The organism is Pseudarthrobacter sp. S6 (genome assembly GCF_050156575.1).
Taxonomy (GTDB): Bacteria; Actinomycetota; Actinomycetes; order Actinomycetales; family Micrococcaceae; genus Arthrobacter.
Window position 1 is genome coordinate 971,915 of the sequence record NZ_CP189581.1, and the last position, 19,834, is coordinate 991,748.

21 protein-coding genes and 1 pseudogene are annotated in these 19,834 nt (G+C 65.3%); 18 read left to right on the plus strand and 4 right to left on the minus strand.

The genetic code is table 11. The annotated features are described in order from the left end of the window. Positions 1-16: 16 nt before the first annotated feature. The 13 genes from ACQCS0_RS04760 to ACQCS0_RS04820 all read left to right on the plus strand — a co-directional run bounded on the left by ACQCS0_RS04760 (position 17) and on the right by ACQCS0_RS04820 (position 12,223). The gene (locus ACQCS0_RS04760) at positions 17-928 is read left to right on the plus strand and encodes a sugar phosphate isomerase/epimerase (protein ID WP_354154189.1); all 912 of its coding nucleotides are present in this window, start codon (positions 17-19) and stop codon (positions 926-928) included. A 37-nt stretch (positions 929-965) separates the two neighbouring features. Continuing rightward, positions 966-1,979 carry a Gfo/Idh/MocA family oxidoreductase gene (locus tag ACQCS0_RS04765; RefSeq protein ID WP_354154188.1) on the plus strand — a complete coding sequence of 338 codons (1,014 nt, stop codon included), beginning with the start codon at positions 966-968 and terminating at the stop codon, positions 1,977-1,979. A 114-nt stretch (positions 1,980-2,093) separates the two neighbouring features. After that, positions 2,094-2,969, plus strand: coding sequence for a sugar phosphate isomerase/epimerase (locus tag ACQCS0_RS04770; protein WP_354154187.1), 876 nt, complete (start codon positions 2,094-2,096; stop codon positions 2,967-2,969). A 258-nt stretch (positions 2,970-3,227) separates the two neighbouring features. Beyond that, the gene (locus ACQCS0_RS04775; RefSeq protein ID WP_354154186.1) at positions 3,228-3,389 is read left to right on the plus strand and encodes an MFS transporter; all 162 of its coding nucleotides are present in this window, start codon (positions 3,228-3,230) and stop codon (positions 3,387-3,389) included. Between the two features lie 172 nt (positions 3,390-3,561). Further along, entirely contained in the window at positions 3,562-4,011 is a 450-nt protein-coding gene (locus ACQCS0_RS04780) for an MFS transporter (protein ID WP_426940215.1), read from the plus strand. Between the two features lie 93 nt (positions 4,012-4,104). Then, positions 4,105-5,100: a substrate-binding domain-containing protein gene (locus ACQCS0_RS04785; RefSeq protein ID WP_354154185.1), complete on the plus strand. Its 996-nt coding sequence runs from the start codon at positions 4,105-4,107 to the stop codon at positions 5,098-5,100. Positions 5,101-5,168: 68 nt separating this feature from the next. After that, entirely contained in the window at positions 5,169-6,233 is a 1,065-nt protein-coding gene (locus ACQCS0_RS04790) for an ABC transporter permease (protein WP_354154184.1), read from the plus strand. Positions 6,234-6,247: 14 nt separating this feature from the next. Further along, a complete protein-coding gene (locus tag ACQCS0_RS04795; protein ID WP_354154183.1) occupies positions 6,248-7,183 on the plus strand; it encodes an ATP-binding cassette domain-containing protein in 936 nt (311 codons plus the stop codon). Between the two features lie 107 nt (positions 7,184-7,290). Beyond that, positions 7,291-8,289: a Gfo/Idh/MocA family oxidoreductase gene (locus ACQCS0_RS04800; RefSeq protein WP_354154182.1), complete on the plus strand. Its 999-nt coding sequence runs from the start codon at positions 7,291-7,293 to the stop codon at positions 8,287-8,289. After that, the gene (locus tag ACQCS0_RS04805) at positions 8,286-9,224 is read left to right on the plus strand and encodes a Gfo/Idh/MocA family oxidoreductase (protein ID WP_354154181.1); all 939 of its coding nucleotides are present in this window, start codon (positions 8,286-8,288) and stop codon (positions 9,222-9,224) included. The genes ACQCS0_RS04800 and ACQCS0_RS04805 overlap by 4 nt, the downstream gene beginning before the upstream one ends. Before the next feature lie 40 nt (positions 9,225-9,264). Then, positions 9,265-10,383 carry a Gfo/Idh/MocA family oxidoreductase gene (locus ACQCS0_RS04810; RefSeq protein WP_354154180.1) on the plus strand — a complete coding sequence of 373 codons (1,119 nt, stop codon included), beginning with the start codon at positions 9,265-9,267 and terminating at the stop codon, positions 10,381-10,383. Continuing rightward, positions 10,383-11,186, plus strand: a complete 804-nt coding sequence (locus ACQCS0_RS04815) for a TIM barrel protein (protein ID WP_354154179.1) — start codon at positions 10,383-10,385, stop codon at positions 11,184-11,186. Before ACQCS0_RS04810 ends, ACQCS0_RS04815 begins: the two co-directional genes overlap by 1 nt. Next, positions 11,183-12,223: a Gfo/Idh/MocA family oxidoreductase gene (locus tag ACQCS0_RS04820; RefSeq protein WP_354154178.1), complete on the plus strand. Its 1,041-nt coding sequence runs from the start codon at positions 11,183-11,185 to the stop codon at positions 12,221-12,223. The genes ACQCS0_RS04815 and ACQCS0_RS04820 overlap by 4 nt, the downstream gene beginning before the upstream one ends. Before the next feature lie 78 nt (positions 12,224-12,301). Here ACQCS0_RS04820 and iolB read toward each other — a convergent pair whose 3' ends face one another. Together iolB and ACQCS0_RS04830 are read right to left on the minus strand one after the other, a co-directional pair. After that, positions 12,302-13,195, minus strand: coding sequence for a 5-deoxy-glucuronate isomerase (gene iolB / locus ACQCS0_RS04825; protein ID WP_354154177.1), 894 nt, complete (start codon positions 13,193-13,195; stop codon positions 12,302-12,304). 14 nt (positions 13,196-13,209) lie between these two features. Further along, positions 13,210-13,950, minus strand: a complete 741-nt coding sequence (locus ACQCS0_RS04830) for a GntR family transcriptional regulator (RefSeq protein WP_354154176.1) — start codon at positions 13,948-13,950, stop codon at positions 13,210-13,212. Positions 13,951-14,134: 184 nt separating this feature from the next. Here ACQCS0_RS04830 and ACQCS0_RS04835 point away from each other — a divergent pair, with 184 nt between their 5' ends. Both ACQCS0_RS04835 and ACQCS0_RS04840 read left to right on the plus strand, forming a co-directional pair. Further along, positions 14,135-14,605, plus strand: a complete 471-nt coding sequence (locus ACQCS0_RS04835; protein WP_354154175.1) for a polyketide cyclase / dehydrase and lipid transport — start codon at positions 14,135-14,137, stop codon at positions 14,603-14,605. A 10-nt stretch (positions 14,606-14,615) separates the two neighbouring features. Continuing rightward, complete coding sequence (locus ACQCS0_RS04840) at positions 14,616-15,770, plus strand: Rossmann fold nucleotide-binding protein (RefSeq protein WP_354222582.1); 1,155 nt, start codon at positions 14,616-14,618, stop codon at positions 15,768-15,770. Here ACQCS0_RS04840 and ACQCS0_RS04845 read toward each other — a convergent pair. Further along, complete coding sequence (locus ACQCS0_RS04845) at positions 15,767-16,906, minus strand: VIT1/CCC1 family protein (RefSeq protein WP_354154173.1); 1,140 nt, start codon at positions 16,904-16,906, stop codon at positions 15,767-15,769. The genes ACQCS0_RS04840 and ACQCS0_RS04845 overlap by 4 nt on opposite strands. A 256-nt stretch (positions 16,907-17,162) precedes the next feature. Here ACQCS0_RS04845 and ACQCS0_RS04850 point away from each other — a divergent pair, with 256 nt between their 5' ends. Next, the gene (locus ACQCS0_RS04850; protein ID WP_354154172.1) at positions 17,163-17,387 is read left to right on the plus strand and encodes a hypothetical protein; all 225 of its coding nucleotides are present in this window, start codon (positions 17,163-17,165) and stop codon (positions 17,385-17,387) included. A 197-nt stretch (positions 17,388-17,584) separates the two neighbouring features. On the opposite strand, the pseudogene ACQCS0_RS04855 reads toward ACQCS0_RS04850, so the two are convergent. Then, positions 17,585-17,702: pseudogene (locus ACQCS0_RS04855) on the minus strand (sodium:solute symporter family transporter); the annotation flags it as partial. 198 nt (positions 17,703-17,900) lie between these two features. Between ACQCS0_RS04855 and ACQCS0_RS04860 the strand changes: the two are divergent. Both ACQCS0_RS04860 and speB read left to right on the plus strand, forming a co-directional pair. Next, the gene (locus tag ACQCS0_RS04860) at positions 17,901-18,476 is read left to right on the plus strand and encodes a cupin domain-containing protein (protein ID WP_354154171.1); all 576 of its coding nucleotides are present in this window, start codon (positions 17,901-17,903) and stop codon (positions 18,474-18,476) included. 290 nt (positions 18,477-18,766) lie between these two features. Further along, positions 18,767-19,831: an agmatinase gene (speB, locus tag ACQCS0_RS04865; protein WP_354154170.1), complete on the plus strand. Its 1,065-nt coding sequence runs from the start codon at positions 18,767-18,769 to the stop codon at positions 19,829-19,831. Positions 19,832-19,834: the final 3 nt, after the last annotated feature.

The window sequence follows — 19,834 nt, forward strand, 5'->3', positions numbered from 1 at the left end:
GAAAGACACCGCTGTTATGACTGAGAACAAGCTGATCATCGGCACCGCGCCGGACTCCTGGGGCGTGTGGTTCGCGGATGACCCCAAGCAGACTCCGTGGGAACGCTTCCTCGACGAAGTGGCCGAGTCCGGTTACAAGTGGATCGAACTGGGTCCGTACGGGTACCTGCCGAACGATCCCACCCGGCTGGCCGAGGAACTCAAGGCCCGCGACCTCAAGGTCACCGCCGGAACGGTCTTCACCGCCTTCCATCGCGGGCTGGAACAGTGGGAAACCGCCTGGGAACCTGCCCGCAAGGTGGCCGAACTGACGGCTGCCATGGGCGGAGAGCACATAGTTGTCATCCCGGCCATGTGGCGTGACGATGTCACTGGCGAAGCTGTGGAGAGCGGCCAGCTCACTGAGAAGTCCTGGAGTGACCTTTTCGCCGGCCACAACCGCCTGGGTAAGACGCTGCTGGAGGACTTCGGCCTCAAGCAGCAGTTCCACTCGCACGCCGATTCGCACGTCGGTGCCCAGGGAGACATCGAAACCCTGCTGGCCGCGACGGATCCCGAATACCTGAATCTGTGCCTGGACACCGGCCACGCCGAATACTGCGGAGCTTCCAGCCTGGAGCTCATCAAGAACTACCCGGACCGCATCGGCTACCTGCACCTGAAGCAGATCAACCCGGACATCCTGAAGAAGGTCAACGACGAAAACATGACCTGGGCGGCGGCCAACCTGGCCGGCGTTATGACCGAGCCGCCGAACGGCCTCCCCGACCTGCGCGCCGTCATCGAGGCGGTGGAGGGGCTTAACCGCCCGATCTTCGGCATCGTGGAGCAGGACATGTATCCAGTGGCGTTCGACGTGCCGATGCCCATCGCCAAGCGAACCCGCAACTACCTGTTGTCGTGCGGCTCCCGCACGGCAGTCAATTAACAGCCGCCCCGGAATCCGATACCTAAGGACAGAAACAATGACTGACATTCTCCGCGTTGCCGTCATCGGCGCAGGCCGCATGGGTGCGGACCACATTAAGCGGCTCAGCACCCGCATCCACGGCGCCGAAGTGGCCGCCGTCGTCGACGTCGACCTCTCCCGGGCGCAGGCCGCCATCGAAGGGATCGACGGCGCCGTGGCCCTGGCCAGTGCCGACGAGGCGCTGAACAACGGCGACGTCAACGCCGTGCTGATCGCCACGCCGGGCTTCCTCCATGAGGAAATCCTGTACAAGGCGCTCGAGAAGGGCTTCCCGATCCTCTGCGAAAAGCCGCTCACCCCTGATGCCGAATCAGCGTGGAAGATCGTGCAGGCCGAGGAAAACCTCGGCCATAAGCGCGTCCAGGTGGGCTTCATGCGCCGCTTCGACGCCGAATACGCCGCCTTGGGCCAGCTTATCCATGGACACGACCTCGGCGAACTGCTGATGCTCCACCACCAGCACCGCAACCCCACCACCCCGCCGGGCTTCACCAACGAAATGCTGATCAACGACTCCGTGGTCCACGAATTCGACGCAATCCGGTTCTTCACCGGTGAGGAAATCACCTCCGTTCAGGTCCGGCTGGGCAAGGCCACGCGCAACGCCCCGAACGGCCAGCACGATCCGCAGCATGTCCTGCTCGAAACCGAATCCGGCGTTCTGGCCGACGTCGAGATCTACGTCAACGCCAAGTTCGGCTATGAAGTGGCCACCCAGGCCTCCTTTGAAGACGGCATCGTGAACATCGGCGGCGACACGGGCCCATACACCCGTAGCTCCGGCCGCTGGGGCGGCAAGGTTACCCCCGGCTTCGAAGAGCGTTTCGGCGCGGCGTACGACGTCGAAATCCAGTCCTGGGTTAACGCTGCGGTCCGCGGCGAAATCGGCGGCCCCACCGCCTGGGACGGCTACGCCACCGCCGCCTGCTGCGAAGCCGGCGTCGAGGCGCAGAAGTCGGGCGAAAAGGTCAAGGTCCGGCTGAACACCAAGCCGGACCTCTACAAATAACAGCCCGCGCCCGCTCCCGTAGTTTTTGTCCAGATAATGCGGCTTTGAGATCCTTCTCGGCGCATTATCTGGACAAAAACTTTAGATCAATGACGCATTTACCAAGGAGTGACCATGAAAATCGCCCTGGATCCCACCCCGTTCCACCACAGCCACAGCCTGCTGGAATTTCCGCGCGTGGCCGCCGATCTCGGTTACAACTACCTGCAGCTGACCCCGCACGCGGACATGATCCCGTTCCATAACCACCCCAAAGCCGACGACGAGCTGGTGGCCCGGATGAACAAGGCATGCAAGGACGCCGGCGTCGAAATCGCGTCCGTCCTGCCGGTTCTGCGCTGGTCCGGTCCGGACGAGGATGCCCGCGAGGCGGCGGTCCGCTACTGGAAGCGCGCCATCCAAATTGCCGTGGATCTGGGCGTCAGCACCATGAACACCGAATTCAGCGGCCGCCCCGAAAAGGCAGAAGAGTCCGAGCGCGCCTTCTTCCGCTCCATGGAAGAGCTGCTGCCGATCATCGAGCGTGAAGGCCTGGACGTCCTGATCGACCCGCACCCGGACGACTTCGTCGAAGACGGCCTGGCCGCCATCCGCGTCATCCGCGGCATCAACTCGCCCAACATCGGCATGGTCTACGTGGCCTCGCACTCGTTCCACATGGGCAACAAGCCCCTGGAAATCATGCGGGCCGCCGGGGACAGGCTGCGCCTGGTCCACGTCTCGGACACGATGGACCACCACGCCTCCCACGGCCTGCGCTACATCACCAACCCGCCCGGAAATGCCGTGCGGGTGCACCAGCACCTGAAGATCGGCGACGGCGACGTCAACTGGGACGAGTTCTTCGGCGGTCTCAAGGAAATCGGCTTCCTGGAGAAGGACAACACCGTGATGGTGTCCAGCGTCTTCGCCGAAGACGACAACGCCAAGGACGTGTCCCGCTACCAGCTGGAGACGATGAAGGAGCATATCCAGAAGGCGAGCGTATGACGGCGCCGGGTGCTTCCCGGACGTGGCCCGGAAACCGCCTGTCAACCACAAACGCGCCCTGCGGACTGTCACCATCATTTCGACATTCGGGGGCCTGCTGTTCGGCTAGGATGCCGGTGTCATCAACGGAGCGCTGCCTTTCATGCAGGAAGATCCGGGGCTGACGCCGCTGACCGAAGCTCTGGTCACGTCCTCGCGCCAAGCACCGGGTGATTGCCGCACGCTTTCGTGTTGGGTCTGGCCGTGGGCGGTGCGTCCGTGACCGTCCTTGTGTACCTGGCTGAAGTTTCACCCAGCGCACGGCGCGGGCGCATCGTCACGCAGACCGAGTTGATGATCGTCACCGGGCAGTTGCTGGCCTTCATCTTCAACGCGTATCTCGGCAACACTTTTGGTGAGACCGGTGGATTCTGTCGTTGAATGCTCGTCATCGCCGCGTTGCCCGCGATCGCGCTGTGGGTCGGGATGAACTTCATGCCGAAAAGCCCCCGCTGGCAGGACCTCGGAATTCCCTGGCTCCGCCGGAATTTCCGTCGGTATAAAGGCCGCCCTGCTACTGATCGGCTTCTTCTCGCTGGTCCTGCTTAAAGGTATAGGCCGCGGCTTCGTGATCCTGGCTTTGACCGTCACCTTCCTGGCCTTCCAGGAAGGTGCCATTTCGCCGGTCAGCTGGCTCGTGTTGTCCGAAATTAGACCGCTGAAGATCCGCGGTCTCGGGAGGGGAGCGTCGGCATTTCTGGTGTGGACCGTAGACTTCATGGTTGGCTTCGGCTTCCCCCAGTTACTCGCCGCGATCGGACTCTCCAGCCCATTCTTCGTGTTCGCAGTGCTGGGCGTTGGCGCCATTGTGTTGCTGCCACGTACGTTCCGGAAACAAAGGACAAGAGATTGGAAGACGTGCAGCACTACTTCAAGAATGTTGCCGGCAACAAAGCCATGGCTGGCGGCCCAGCCCCCCGACCTGCCCTGCCGACGCGGTCCGGACACCGGCATCCCTGACCTTATTACGTCAAAACATCCTAATGTCAGGACAAACTATTGACTTATGTGAATTGAGTCACCATGATCGTTGTAGAAGGCCGACTGACTGGCGCAGCGAAGCGTCCCCAGGGGCCCGGATCAAAGGAGATAATTCGTGACGAAGTTTTCGTGGCGTAAGGCGGCCCTCGTGGCCACTGTGGTGCCCATGCTGGCCCTGAGCGCATGTTCCAGCACTGGCGGTAAGGCCCCGGACGCGGCCGGCGGTGCAGCCGGAGGGCAGGTCGTCAGCACGCCGAAGCTGAAGATCGCATTGATCACGCACGCGGCCCCGGGAGATACCTTCTGGGACATCGTGCGCAAGGGAGCCGAGGAGGCCTCGGCGAAGGATAACGTGGAGTTGCTTTACACGTCCGATCCTGAGGGTGGCCGGCAAGCCCAGCTGATCGAGCAGGCCATCAACCAGAAGGTCGACGGGATCGCCGTGACCCTGGCCAAGCCCGATGCGCTTAAAGGCGCCCTGCAGAAAGCCACGGAAGCCGGCATCCCCGTAGTCAGCCTCAATGCGGGCGAATCGGTTTCGGCACAGCTCGGTGCCTTCACGCACTTCGGCTCGAATGAAAAGCTGGCCGGTACAGCTGTTGGCGACAAGCTCCGGAGCGAGGGTTTGTCCCACCCCATCTGCGTCATTCAGGAACAGGGCCACGTTGGCCTTGAAGCCCGGTGCGCCGGCGTTAAGGAAAAGCTGCCCGCAACGGAAATCCTCTATGTCGCCGGCACCGACATGACCCAGGTGTCCTCCACCGTGACCGCCAAGCTGCAGGCCACCGCGGACGCTGACTCGATCGTCGGCCTGGGCGCCCCCTTCACACTCACCATCCTGAAGGCCGTCAACTCGGCCGGCAGTAAGGCCAAGGTGGCCTCCTTCGACATGAACGCCGAGCTTGCCCAGAAGATCGCCGACGGCGAGATCCTCTTTACCGTGGATCAGCAGCCGTGGCTGCAGGGGTACGGGGCGATTGATGCGATCTGGCAGAACAAGCGTGGCGGGTTCGAGATCGGCGGCGGCCAGCCGGTACTGACCGGCCCGTCCATCGTCGACAAGGCCGCAGCGGCTGACGCACTCAAATTCGCCAAAGAAGGCATCCGCTAAGGATCCTTTGAGCCGGGTTCCGGGGCCCTTGCGGGGCCCGGAACCCGGCCCGGAGTAGGAGAAGCACCATGACCCAGACCATTTCCAAGACACCGCCATCGAAGACACCGGCGCCGGTCACTGATGAACGTGTCGGCAAACGCAATCCGCTACAGAAGCTCCTGGGCCGCCCGGAAGTCGGCGCCCTGGTCGGGGCGATCGTGCTGTTCGTGTTTTTCGCCTCGGTCTCCCAGACCTTCATCCAGCCCAACGCGTTCGCGACCGTGCTCTACGGCAGCTCCACGATCGGGATCATGGCGGTCGGGGTATCGCTGTTGATGATCGGCGGGGAATTCGATCTCTCCACCGGTGTCGCCGTCATCTCGTCCGCGCTGGCCGCATCAATGTTTTCCTGGTACTTCGCCACGAACGTCTGGGTCGGCGTGGCCCTGGCACTGGTGGTATCCCTGGCGGTCGGGCTGATCAACGGCCTGATCCTGATCAAGACCAAACTCCCATCCTTCATCGTGACCCTCGCTTCGTTCCTGATGCTGACCGGCCTGAACCTGGGCCTGACCCGGCTGATCGGTGGATCCGTGTCCTCCCCGTCGATCTCGGACATGGACGGCTTCGCGTCCGCGAAGGCCGTATTCGCCTCCTCCGTCCCGATCGGGGACGTGGACGTGAAAATCACCGTGTTCATCTGGATCGGCCTGGTTGCGGTCGCGTCCTGGATCCTGCTGAGGACCAAGGTCGGGAACTGGATCTTCGCCGTCGGCGGCGACGCGAACGCCGCCCGCGCCGTCGGCGTCCCGGTCAACAAAACCAAAATCGGTTTGTTCATGGCTGTCGGGTTCTGCGGCTGGATCCTGGGCATGCACAACCTCTTCGCGTTCGACTCCGTCCAGTCCGGTGAAGGCATCGGCAACGAATTCCTCTACATCATCGCCGCGGTCATCGGCGGCTGCCTCCTGACCGGCGGCTACGGCTCCGCGGTGGGCGGCGCGATCGGTGCCTTCATCTTCGGCATGGCCAACAAGGGCATCGTCTACGCCCAGTGGAACCCGGACTGGTTCAAGTTCTTCCTCGGCCTGATGCTGCTGCTGGCCACCATCGTCAACCTCATCGTCAAACGCCGCGCGGAACTCAAGTAAAGGGGCCCGGGAACATGAATGCCAAAGAAATCGACCAGCAAACACTGCTCCAGAACGAAAAAGACCCCCTCACCCACACCCCCGTCCACCTCCTCTCCCTCGAGGCAGTAGGCAAGCACTACGGAAACATCATTGCCCTGAGCGATGTCACCATGGCCGTGGACAACGGCCGCGTCACCTGCGTCCTCGGCGACAACGGCGCCGGTAAGTCCACCCTGATCAAGATCATCGCCGGCCTGCACCAGCACGACGCCGGGATCCTGAACATCATGGGCGAGGAACGGAAATTCACGTCCCCCCGTGACGCCCTCGACGCCGGCATCGCCACCGTCTACCAGGACCTCGCCGTGGTGCCCCTGATGCCGATCTGGCGGAACTTCTTCCTCGGCTCGGAGCTGACCAACGGCTTTGGCCCGTTCAAGAGCCTGGACGTCGAGAAGATGAAAGCCATCACGCTCAAGGAACTCGCCGAGATGGGCATCGACCTCCGCGATGTGGAGCAGCCCATTGGCCAGCTTTCCGGCGGTGAACGCCAGTGCGTCGCGATCGCCCGGGCCGTGTACTTCGGCGCGAAGGTCCTGATTCTGGATGAGCCGACGGCGGCCCTGGGCGTCAAGCAATCCGGCGTGGTCCTGCGGTACATCCTGCAGGCCCGCGACCGCGGCCTCGGGGTCATCTTCATCACCCACAACCCGCACCACGCCTTCCCCGTCGGGGACCGGTTCCTGCTGCTCAAACGCGGCAAATCAATCGGCTACTACGACAAGAAAGACATCACCCTCGACGAACTCACCGCCCAAATGGCCGGCGGCGCCGAACTCGCCGAACTCGCCCACGAACTCGAACAACTCGGCGGCCACAGCGACATCGTCAAAGAAGTCCAGGCGGAGGTGGCGGGGGTGGCCGACGTCGCGGATGCCGTCCAGGCAGGCGCCCCAAGACACGCCTAGCAGCGCCGGCGGAAGGGGCCCTCCGGCGGACTGCCGGCGGGCCCCTGCCTTGCCACGGGCAGCTATTAATCGACGTACAGAACCACGATGGACAGGACAGGACCAACATGCCGATCCGGGTAGGCGTCATCGGCGCCGGAATCATGGGCGCCGACCACATCAGGAATCTCCCCACCACCATCGGCGGTGCCGAAGTCACCTATGTGGCTGATATCGACGCCAGCCGTGCCGCGGCCGCTGCGCCACCGGCCGCCCGCATCAATACCGATCCTTCCGAGCTGATCAATTCAAGCGAGGTGGACGCCGTCGTGGTTGCCTCGCACGACTCCACGCACGCCGGGGTGGTGCTGGAATGCTTCGAGGCGATGACCCCGGTGTTGTGCGAAAAGCCAATGGCACCCACACTCCTTGAAAGCCTTGAGGTGGTAGCGGCGGACGCAGATATTGTGGCAGCCACCGGCGCATCCTTGCTCTCACTGGGCTTTATGCGGCGCTTCGACCCCGGCTACGTGGCCGTGCGCCAGTCCGTGCAGGACCGGGTCCAAGGTGAGCCTCTGCTGGTTCACTGCACCGGCCGCAATGCCGCTGCGGGCCCCGGCACCACCTCGGAATCGGCCATCACCAATTCGGCCATCCATGAGCTGGACATCATTCCTTGGTTGCTGGACTCGCAGATCACGGAGGTGTCATGGCAGGCCGGACGGAGCTCACGCCATGCCGACGGCGGCCTGAAGGACCCAGCCTTTATGATGCTCCGCACGGCCGACGGCACGGTGACCACGCTGGAGCTGTTCCTGAACGCCCAGTACGGCTACACCACGCGCTGCGAGGTTGTCTCGGAACGGGGTACCACCGGATTGCAGAATTCCGCACTGCTGGGGGTCCAGCAGGCGGGCCTCAGCCAGACGGCGATACCCGCAGACTGGCGCCCTCGGTTTGCCGACGCGTACCGGCTGCAGCTGCAAGCGTGGATCTCAGCCCTGGCCGAGGGGGAACAGCCGCCCCTGGCCGAAGCGCAGGACGGTCTGAACGCCTCGCTCGTGGCCCAAGCCCTGATCCAGTCCCTGCGCAGCGACGGTACCTACACGAAAGTGAGCTACTCATGACCGCTACAGCCCTCCCACAGTCCCGAGTGCCTGGATCCTGGGATGCCCCCGTGCTGCGCTGGGGCATCATGGGACCGGGCTGGATCGCCGAACGCTTCACCGAATCCGTCCAGGCGCACACGGACCAGGTGATTGCCGCCGTCGGGTCCCGTTCGCTCAGCCGGTCCAAGGCATTCGCGGACGCTTTCGACGTGCCCGCGGCCTACGGCAGCTATGAGGAGCTGGCCGCCGCCCCGGACATCGACATCGTCTACGTCTGCACGCCGCACAACTTCCACCACGAGGCCGCGGTGCTCGCCGTCGACGCCGGCAAACACGTTCTGGTCGAGAAGCCGATCGGCCTCAACGCGGCGCAGGCCCGGGACATCGCCGCCCGGGCCGAGGCCGCCGGGGTGTTCGCCGCCGAGGCCATGTGGAGTTTCTTCCTGCCCAAGTTCGACGTGATCCGGCAGATCCTCGACGCCGGGACCCTGGTCACCGAGGTCCTGGGCCTGCCGGAAGAGCTACACGCCATCGGCCAGCCCCACGAATCCGGGGTCAACGCCCAGCTGTCCGCCATCATGCGGTTCGCCGGCGGCGCGCAGGCCGTCGTGAACACCCACCTGCACAACTTCACGCCCACTTCCGCCACGATTGTCGGTTCCGAAGCCACGCTGACTATCGACGGGCCCTTCAACATGCCCGGTGGCTTCGAGGTCCGCTTCCCGGACGGGGCCCGGCTGCGCCATGAGGAACCGGCCGGCGGCCACTTCGAGGGACTGCACTACGAAGCCGCGGCCGTGGCCCGTGCCGTGGCCGCCGGGCAGACGCAGGCCGGCCAGCGGACCCTGGCAGCCTCCATCCGCACCCTGGAAGTAACCGATGAGATCCGCCGCCAGCTGGGAGTGGTGTTCCCGGGCGAAAATGTCCCCGGCGAGGAAACCCCATGCCCCTGATTCATTATCCGTTCTAACCATCGAAAGGACGGGCCCACCCATGGCCTACATCGAACAGCACTCCGACGGACTCCCCGCACCCGTAAAAGTCGGGCTCATCGGCTCCGGCTGGATGGGGGCGTTCCATGCCGAAAGCATCGCCCGCCGGGTCCCGGGCGCCGTCCTGGCGGCCATCGCAGACCCTAATGTGGAATCCGCGAAGGCCCTTGCCCAAGCGTTGGGCACGGTAAAGGTGACGGCCAACGCAGAAGACATCCTGGCGGATTCGGAGATCGATGCCGTGGTGATCGCGAGCCCGGCACGCTTTCACTCCGCCCTGATCACCCAGGCCGCCGCCGCGGGGAAGCACGTCTTCTGCGAGAAGCCCGCGGGCCAAGGGCTCGACGAACTCGACGCCGCGCTTGCCGCCGTTGAAAAAGCCGGGGTGCATTTCCAGATCGGCTTCAACCGGCGCTACGCGGATGACTTCCAGGCCGCCAAGAAAGACCTCGCCGCCGGCATCGCCGGCCAGCCGCAGCTCCTGCGCTCGCTGACGCGCGATCCGGGCAACGGCAGCATCCCGAACGCGGCCAGGGTCCCCGCGTGGACGGTCTTCCTGGAAACCCTGATCCACGACTTCGACACCCTGAACTGGTTCAACGAAGGTGCCGAGCCGGTGGAGGTCTATGCCGTGGCCGACGCCCTCGTGGAACCGGAGCTGCGCGATCAGGGCTTCCTGGACACCGCAGTGGTGACCATCCGCTACAGCAACGGCGCCATCGCCGTGGCGGAAGCAAACTTCAGTGCCCTCTATGGCTACGACATCCGCGGAGAGGTCTTCGGTTCCAAGGGCATGGTCCAGGCCGGCCGTGCCACCGAGACGGCGGCCCGGCGTTACACGGCGGAGGGACTGTCCGCGGACACCCCGCGCCTCAACGTGGAACTCTTCCGGCAGGCCTACACGGACGAACTCGCGGATTTCGCCGCCACGGTTCGTGCGCAGCGTGACGGCACCCCGCCGCCGTCCGGCGCGTTCACCCTCACTCCCGGGGCCGCAGACGCCCGCCGCGCGCTGGCCATGGCGCTGGCGTGCATCGAATCGGTCAAACAGGGCGGTCCGGTGGCTGTGGCTGCTGCCCCGGTGCCGGCGCTCCGTGACGACGCCCGGGCCGGCGTCTGATGCGCCTTGCCATCTGCGCGGAAATGGTCTTCACGGACCTGCCGTTTGTGGAACGGGTGCAGCGGCTCCACGACGCCGGATTCGACGTCGAGATGTGGGACTCCAGGGGCAAGGACCTCGCCGCGCTCAAGGCCACCCGCGCGGTGTTCTCTTCGATGACCGGGTACACCTCGGGAAGCCTCGTGGACCCCGACACGGCCGACGACGTCGTGCGGACCGCGGGGTCGCTGATCCCCACGGCCTTGGAGCTCGGCGTCAGCCGCATGGTGGTGCACTCCGCGGAGCTCATCGATGGCCAGGCGGCCCGCCCCCTCTACCGTTCCACCGGTCCTATGTGGAGTACCGGCGCGCGGACGCTGGAACGCCTCGGCAAGCTGGGGGAGAAGTACGGTGTGACGTTCTGCCTGGAGAACCTCAACACCATCCTTGACCACCCAGGCATCCCGCTGGCCCGGGCCAAGGACACGCTGGCGCTCGTGGAAGCAGCCGGGCACCCCAACGTGAAGCTCATGCTGGACCTGTACCACGCACAACTGGGGGAGGGGAACCTCATCGAGCTCGTGCGGACCGCCCTGCCGCACATCGGCGAAGTCCAGGTAGCGGACGTACCGGGCCGCTGCGAACCCGGCACCGGGGAAATCCACTACCCAGCCGTGGCCAGGGCGCTCGCGGACGCAGGCTATGAGGGAACCGTGGGCATGGAAGCCTGGGCCAGCGGCGATGACGAGGAAGCCCTTGCGGCCTTCCGGGCAGCGTTCACGGTGCCAGGCACTAAAACTTTTTCAACGGAAGGAACACTATGAAGGACGTCATTCTCGGTCTGGTCGGAGTGGGGCGCATCGGCGTCATGCACGCCAAAAACATCGCCGCTCTCAACGGAGCTCTTAACCCGGAAGGCATCAACGTCAGCCTCCTGCTGACCGACGTCGCCGCGGACCACGCCAGGGGCATTGCCGCGGGCCTCGGTGCCGGCTTCCTGCCCTCGGTGGCGGAAATCATCGCCGCCGGCGTGGACGGGCTGGTCATCGCCACGGGGACCGGAACCCACCCCGAACTGATCAAGGCGGGCGTGGACGCCGGGATTCCGGTCTTCTGCGAAAAGCCGGTGGCCATGAACGTGGCGGACGCCCTGCCGGTGCTGGACTACATCCGCGACAACAACGGCGTGGTGCAGATCGGCCACCAGCGCCGCTTCGACCACGGCTACCTTGAGGCCAAGCGTGCCTACCAGGCGGGCGAGCTGGGTTGGATCCACTCCCTGCGCGCCGTCACCTGCGACATGGCGCCGCCGCCCGTGGAGTTCCTCGCCAGCTCCGGCGGTCTGTTCCGCGACTGCTCCGTCCACGACTTCGACATCCTGCGCTGGCTGACCGGCCGCGAGATTGTGGAGGTCTACGCAAAGGGCTCCAACAACGGCGACCCGGCCATCGGCGCCGTGGGCGACGTGGACACGGCGCTGGCGCTGGTCACGTTCGACGACGGGACGGTCGGTACCGTGTCAGCCACCCGCTACAACGGTGCCGGCCACGACGTCCGCCTGGAAATCCAGGGCTCCGGCCGTTCGCTGATGGTTGGGCTCGATGAGCAAACGGCCATGGCGTCGGCCGAAGCCGGGATCGCCTTCCCCGCCGGGGCACCCCACCGGACCTTCGCCGAGCGCTTCGACCAGGCGTACCGATCGGAAATGGCCGCGTTCGTGGAGCTGATTCTGGGCCGCCGGGAGAACCCCTGCACGCCGGAGGACGCCGTGGCCGCTTCCCGCGTGGCTGACGCAGCCCAGGAATCACTGGCCACCGGCGTCCCGGTCAAGGTGGTGCTGGCCGCGGCCAAAGCTGGCTAGGCGAGCGTACGGCTCCCATGCAAAATGCCCCTCCGGAATCCGTTCCGGAGGGGCATTTTCCTTGATCTCTTCGGATCTCTACGCTCCGAACGGCAGCCGGGGATCGATGTCCTGGCCGTCCCAGCTTTGGCGGACCCAGCCGTGGTGCGGGTCGTCGCTGATGAGCCATTCACGGACCGGTCCGGGGCCGGCCATCACGTTCAGGTAGTACAGGTCGTAGCCCGGGGCTGCCATGGCGGGGCCGTGCCAACCGTAGGGGACCAGCACAACGTCGCCCGTGCGGACCTCGGCCGCGACGTCGATGGGACGCTCATCCGAGGCGTACACACGCTGGTAGCCGATGGCATCGGCGTCGGCGGGTGCCCCGGAGCCGGCAGCCACCTGCGTCTCGAAGTAGTAGATCTCCTCGAGGTTCGTTTCGCCGTCCTTTTCCTCATCATGTTTGTGCGGAGGGTAGGAGGACCAGTTTCCGGCGGGGGTGAGGACTTCACACACGATGAAACGGTCAGCCTCGAGGGCCGCCGGCGTGCCGAAGTTATGGACCTGGCGGGAACAGTTGCCGGCGCCGCGCAGTTCCACAGGCGTTTCCGCCGCCGTGACCAGGCGGGTCGGATAGGAGGCCTTTGCCGGTGCCGTGGCGACCGCCACCCGTCCGCCGTCGGATGAGCTGACGGTGACGGCACAGGAAGTGCCCGAATACAGCACGTCGCTGGGGCCGTGGAACACGGACGGCCGCCCCTTCAGGACATACTGGTCACCGTCCACGGAGACGGTGAAGGAGCCGTTGAGCGGAACCACTATGCGCTCCTCGTCCGCTGCTGGGAGAACGACGGCGGCACCTGCAGTTAAGGTGGCCACCTTCAGGCCCGTATGGGCCCAGCCGTCCACGGCCATGGTTGAATCGGAGGTTCCGAGCGAGATGTCCCAAGCGCCGTCGGCGGCGCTGCCCAAGGGGTAGACCCAGTTAGCCATTGATATTCCTTGCGCTATCGCTGTACGAGTGTCATTTCAAAGCTGTACGAATCCGCCCGGTACACGTGGTGCCCGGTTTCCACGCGGCGGCCCGCATCGTCCGTTGCGGTGCGCTCCATGGTGACCAGGGCGGAACTGACCTCGGCCCCCAGCAGTCGGGCCTGGTAGTCGTTGGCGATCATGGCGCCGATTCGTTGCGAGGCCAGGCGGAAATTGACTCCGCCGCGGCGGAGAATGGCGTAGAGGCCCTCAGAGGCGAGCGTGGCTTCGTCCATGGTGACGATGTCGTCCCGGACCCAGTTCTCCATCAGGGCCAGGGGCTTGCCGCCCACTTTCCGCAGGCGGGTGAAGTGGTACACCTTCGAGCCTGCAGGAAGTTCGAGGGTGGCGAGCGTCGCCGCATCGGCCTCCAAATGGGAGAAGGTCAGCACCTGCGTGGTGGGCTTCTTGCCGTTGTTGGAGAGATCATCAAACAGGCTGGAGAGCTCCAAGGGGCGGCGAACCTGGCTGGAGACCACCTGGGTGCCCACGCCACGCTTGCGGACCAGCAGCCCCGAGCGGACCAGTTCATCCATGGCTTTGCGCATAGTGGGCCGGGACAGGTTCAGCTGGGCAGCGAGATGGATTTCGTTCTCCAGCCGGCTGCCGGGTTCCAGGATTCCGCTATTGATAGCGTTCTCGATGCCCTGGACCACCTGGTGATACAGGGGCACGGGCGAGGAACGGTCGATGATGAGACCAAGTTGATTCGCCACTAAATACTCCTCGTTCCATGCCGGACGCTGGTGCCTGCCCGTGGTTCGGGCGGACATCCATGTCCTAGTATGTTCGCTTGATAGGACATACTACCTTAGTTGATAATATCAGCGGAATTTTGGCGGTCAAGGCTGCCACTGGCGGGCGACCCTCCATTCGTGCCCGTGGTCTTAGGCTGGGGGAATGAATAACCGATATCTCGTCTCCCGCGAACGCTTCATCGCCGCTCCGGCCCAAGTGATCTTTGACGTCCTGGCCACGCCGGCGCTGCACAGTGCGATCGACGGATCCGGCACGGTGAAGGGCGCCCAGCCGCACGGCCCGGAACGGCTGGGCCTCGGAGCCCGGTTCGGCATGGAAATGAACATGGCCGTGGACTACAAGATCCTGAACACGGTCTCCGAGTTCGAGGAGGGCCGGCGCATCGCCTGGCGCCATTTCTACGGTCATGTCTGGCGTTACATCCTCGAACCGGCCACCGGTGCCGATGGTGCTGCCGGCACGCGCGTCATCGAACAGTGGGACGCCAGGGAGGTCCGCGGCAAGGTCTTCCTCCGGCTGGCAGGTTACTTGCGCCGCCACCCCGTCAGCATAGAAAAGACGTTGGCCCGGTTGGACGAGCACGTCACCGGCGCTGCCGGAGCGGCACGCTAGTGTTCCCGGCGTGAACCCCTCCGGCGGACTGGTTCCCAGCCCGCGGACCCTGGAGGTTGAGAGCCTCGAGGCCTTCGATCGGCTGGTCGCAGCCGGCGCGGTGGCCATGGGCGGCTGGCACGCCCAGTCTCTGGATCTGCGTGGCCGGAACGCGGCGCTGGAAACCCTGGACGTGGAAGGTGCCATTTTCCTGGGCTGTACCTTCGACCAGGGCGTGGAAGAGGGGCTTCGCCGCCGCGGCGCACTGATCTTCCCCAGGCTGCAGGGTGTGCCGTTCGATCCCTACCGGGCACGGCTCTACACGCCGCAGGAACTGTATGCCGGCCTGGAAACTTCACCCTATGAGGAGCTGCCTGATGCCCTGGTGTACCAGTGGAGCATCAGCCCGGGGCAACGCAGCCGGTTGGATGCCACCCTGGCCTCGGCGCTGCATGACCACGCCATCGGGGACGCCCTGGACGAGTTCACGCACTCGGACCTACTCGCCGGCCGCACCACCGTGGGCGTGATGGGCGGCCATTCCGCCCAGCGGGGCACCCCGGACTTCGCCCAGGCAGCCGAGCTGGGCAGGCTCCTGGCGCAGAGCGGGCGGCGGGTGGCAACCGGCGGCGGCCCCGGTGCCATGGAAGCGGCCAACCTCGGCGCCTATCTCAGCCACGTTCCGCATGCGGAATTCACGGCGGCACTGGCCGGGCTTGGATCCGTCCCCGGCTTCCGCCCCTCGGTGTCCGCGTGGGCACGCGAGGCGGCTGCCGTCGTCGAACGCTATCCGGGCGGAACACCATCGCTGGGAATACCCACCTGGTTCTACGGGCACGAGCCGCCCAACTACTTTGCCACCCACATCGCCAAGTACTTCGCGAACGCCATCCGCGAGGCGATCCTGCTGGAACTGTGCGACGGCGGCATCATCTTCCTGCCGGGCGCGGCCGGGACCGTGCAGGAAATCTTCCAGGACGCCTGCGAGAACTACTACAGCGCGCGCGAAGCTGTGATGCCGATGGTGCTGGTAGGGCGGCAGCAGTGGAAGTACGAGTATCCCGCGTGGCCCATGCTCCAGCGGCTGGCGGCCGGACGTGCCATGGAGGACCGGATCTTCCTGGTGGACAGTGCGGACGAGGCGCTCGCGGTGCTGGGCGCCCAGCCCATTTCCGGCAGCGGCTAGCCCACCGCGGTGCCGAAGGCCAGCCCCAGCACGTAGGTCACAGCGGCGGCGCCCAGGCCGATGCCCAACTGGCGCAGCCCGCGCGTCAGCGGCGACGTCCCGGACAGCAGGCCCACGATTCCGCCGGTGGCCAGCAGTGCCAGCCCCACCAGCACCGCGGCCACCACCAGGGCGGCCACCCCGGTCAGGCCGAACAGGAACGGCAGGATGGGGACCACGGCGCCGGACGCGAAGAAGCAGAAGCTGGACATTGCCGCCCCCCACGCAGTGCCCACGGCCTCGTGCTGGTCCTCCAACTCCGGCAGTTCGGCTTGCAGCGACAGGCTGGGATCGCAGTCGCAGCTCAGCAGCCCCATGCGTTCGGCCACGCGGTGTTCGGCGGCCTCGTGGGACATGCCGCGCGCCAGGTAGACGAGCATCAGTTCGTTGTGTTCGATGTCCAGTTTCGGGGCGGCGGCGAGGGTGATCTGGGTGGGACGGGTGGCGGCGAGGAGCTCGCGCTGGGACCGGACGGAGACAAACTCGCCCGCGGCCATGGACATGGCGCCGGCGAGGAGCCCGGCTACACCGCTGAGCAGCACCACACCGCTCGCCACTCCGGAAGCGGCCATGCCCACCACGAGTGAGAGGTTGCTGACCAGGCCATCGTTGGCGCCAAAGACGGCGGCGCGGAAAGTCCCGGCGAGCCGATTGCGGCCGCGCGTTGCCAGGCCGCGGACCACCTCCTCGTGGATCTGCTCATCCGCTGCCATGGCGTCCGTGGCGTTGGGATCCAGGGCATACGGGGAGCGGCCTTCAGCGCGCTGGGCGAGGGCCAGGACAAAAACGGAACCGAAGTGGCGGGCCAGGAATCCCAGAAACTGGCTGCGGAGCGATGCCGGCCGGGACTTTTGGGCGTGGTCGCCGAGGAGCCGCAGCCAGTGGGCCTCGTGCCGTCCTTCGGCTTCGGCGAGGGCCAGCAGGATGGCACGCTCTTCGCCGTCGCGGTTCTGGGCGAGGTCGCGGTAGACGGCGGCCTCTGCCCGTTCGTCTGCCAGGTATTGGCGCCACCGGCGGAGGTCCGCCGGTGTGGGCTGCGGCGGTGATGGATTGGATTCCGCGGGCGCGGCTTGGTGGGGATTGTGGTGCTGAGACACGCAAGGCTCCTGTGCTGGATGGGGAAGGTTCGGCCCCATTGCACCGCCCAGCTTACCGCGGAATGACGCGGTTTTTCGGCTGGCTGACCTCACTGCGGAGTTTAGGTTTCCCTCAATAAATGGCGGCCTGCCGGGTGTGCCCGGACGCGTTGCGGCGGGTCTTGACCGGGCCCACCGGCGGTGCTGTGATGAAGGAGTGGCGTCCGCCCGCGCCCACCCACAAAAGCACGTCAGGCGAACAATCGGAGGTCAAACCATGAGCACCACCGGACAGCACCCGGACATGCCGCACCTGGATTCCGTTGAAGCGGATCCCGCCTATGACTACGCCGAGGACCTACCAGTCAGCGAGGAGGACTGGGACGCCGACGAGGAGTTCCTGGACGCCGAAGAAGTGGTGGTTCCTACGCCTCCGGTAGTAGTCGACGCCGAGGAGCGCGTGGTCCCACTCGATGAGGACGAGTTCCGCGGAACGGAATGAAACGAACGACGGCGGCACACCGGTTCGCCGGGGAAGCGAAGGGAGTGCCGCCGTCGTACTCTGCGTTGGTTGAGCCTTATCTCCGGAATGAGCCTTATCTCCGGTGATGGAGCCTGTCAGTAATGACCCTAATGGGTCCGGTGGCTGGCGACCGGTGATCCTCCATGGGTAGTTCTTCGGTGACAGCTCCCGCGACCCACGATGCCGGAGGTCTGGGTGGCGCGTTTGGCCGTAGCGCAGGCTGAGCATCTGGGAGACCGTGTAGATCTTCAGCCGCTGGATGGTGCCTGCGAGGAGCAGGCTCAGGAGGAGCACCCGAGCCGATGGGATGTTGACGAAGTGAGCGTCCATTTGGGGCTCCTTGGAGCTGATTTGCAGCTTGGCGGGTATCCCGGCGGCGCTGCTGGGGACGCCGGTTTTCCGCTGCTCCTGTTGAGTGGGGAGGAAGAGTTCCTCAGCCATTAGGATTGCTCCAGAGATGGGGCCGCACCGCCGGCCATGAAAGGTCCGTACATGAAGGCACTTCCAGTTGAGCCGAGCAACGTCCCCGTTGCCATCGGTTCCCGAATCCGTGCCGCCCGGCAGTCCCAGCGGCTGACCATCGAGCAGGTTGCCGACGCCACAGGCCTGACCAAGGGCTTCCTGAGCCGCGTGGAACGTGACCTCACGTCGCCGTCGGTCGCGTCCCTGGTGACCCTGTGCCAGGTCCTGTCCATCTCCATCGGCGATTTGTTTGTTGCCCCGGAAACGCACCTGACCAAGCGGAACGATGGGCCCCGGATCTCCCTCGGCGGCGAAGGCATCGTGGAGCGGCTGCTGACGGCCCGTTCCGAACGGCGCATCCAGATGATCCAGGCCGTCATCGAGCCGCATGGCCGCGGGGAGACTGAGCTTTACGCCGTGGACTGCGACGTGGATGTGCTCCATGTGATCAAGGGGCGCATCCGGCTGATCCTGACCAACGAGGAATACGAGCTCAGCACCGGCGACACCGTGACATTCCCGGGCCGCGAACCACATACGTGGGTCAATCCCACCGACGAGGCTGTTGAGGTTCTCTGGGTCCTGGTCCCCGCCGCCAGCCGGTAGGTTGCCACTGCCCGCCTACTGGCTGCCCGCTTCCTGCTTCTAGTTGCTTGCGTGGCAGCGCTCCGTTGCGTGTTCCTGCCCGGTTTGTGGCCGGCCTCCTCTTTCCTGCGGGCCGGCAGCCCGCCTCGGCTCCGCGGCGTGAAGGCCTGCCCCTGCCGAAATTGCCGACCCGCGGGAGCGATCAGCGGGACCCTCGCCAAAGAGTTTGTAAACAACTGATACGCATAAGAAAACTTCAGGCTATGATGGCTGTCACCCCCGCCGATCAATCCTCGAAGGAGAGGCTCATTTTGAAAGAGCTGCGCATCGAAGCCAACGGCAACCTTGGCCCCATCGATTCATCCCGTATCCCGCGCTATGCCGGCGCTGCAACGTACGCCCGGCTGCCGCGCCTGGACCAGGTGGCCAAGGCTGACGTGACGGTGGTGGGAGTGCCCTTCGACTCGGGTGTTTCTTATCGTCCCGGCGCCCGGTTTGGCTCCAATCACATCCGCGAGGCCAGCCGCCTGCTGCGCCCGTACAACCCCGCGTGGGACGTCAGTCCGTTCGAAAACATCCAAGTGGCCGACGCCGGCGATATGGCGGTCAACCCGTTCAACATCAACGAGGCCATCGAAACCATCCAGCAGAACGCCCTGGACCTCACCGCGGCCGGCAGCAAACTGGTGACGCTCGGCGGGGACCACACCATCGCCCTGCCGTTACTCCGCGCGGCTGCCGAGCGCGCCGGCGGCCCTATCGCGATGCTCCACTTTGACGCCCACCTGGACACCTGGGACACCTACTTCGGTGCCGAATACACGCATGGCACCCCGTTCCGCCGGGCCGTTGAAGAAGGCATCCTGGACACAGAAGCCATCAGCCATATCGGCACCCGCGGCCCGCTCTACGGCAAAAAGGATCTCGACGACGACCACCGCTTCGGGTTCGGCATCGTCACCTCCGCTGACGTCTACTACCAGGGCGTCCTGGAGACCGTGGCCAAGGTCCGCGACCGGATCGGCAAGCGCCCGCTCTACATCTCCGTGGACATCGACGTCCTGGACCCCGCGCATGCGCCCGGTACCGGAACCCCGGAGGCCGGCGGCATCACCAGCCGCGAACTCCTGGAGATCATCCGCGGCTTCCGCGGCATGAACCTGGTGGGCGCCGACGTCGTCGAGGTTGCTCCCGCCTACGACCACGCCGAAATCACCGGCGTGGCGGCCAGCCATGTGGCCTATGAACTGATCACCCTGATGGCGGACAATGCTGTTGAAGGTGACCGGTTCGGGACCGCCAGCGGCTACGCCGCCCAGGCTTTCGGCCAAGAAGCCCGCCAACCTGCCGGTTTCGCCGCCGGAACCAAGGAGTAGCCA